This is a genomic window from Tritonibacter sp. SIMBA_163 (genome assembly GCF_046535935.1).
In the GTDB taxonomy this organism is placed as follows: domain Bacteria; phylum Pseudomonadota; class Alphaproteobacteria; order Rhodobacterales; family Rhodobacteraceae; genus Epibacterium; species Epibacterium scottomollicae.
In genome coordinates, this window is record NZ_JAWJBP010000370.1 from 1 (window position 1) to 277 (window position 277).

The 277-nt window shown below is 65.0% G+C and carries 1 pseudogene; it reads right to left on the reverse strand.

Annotated elements, in window-relative coordinates:
- Positions 1-277: pseudogene (locus tag R0J92_RS22760) on the reverse strand (hypothetical protein); the annotation flags it as partial.

Sequence of the window (277 nt, forward strand, 5' to 3'; positions counted from 1 at the left end):
TGGTCATGTCCGGCGCCTGCTCCGCGGAGTTCATGGCGACCTCATAGGGACCGGTGGTCTTGCGCTTGACGGTCGGCCGCAGGTCGATGTCCGACATCAGCGGTTCGGACGGCAGCGGCTTCAACGGCGCAAAGAGGTTGACGTGCTCGATCTTCACCGGCTCGACCGGGGCGTCGGCAATGATCACATGCAGGCCGCGGTCGGTCATGCCGAACAGCGTCTTGGCAAACCCGGTCGGAATGCGGACGCAGCCGTGCGACGCCGGATAATTCGGGAC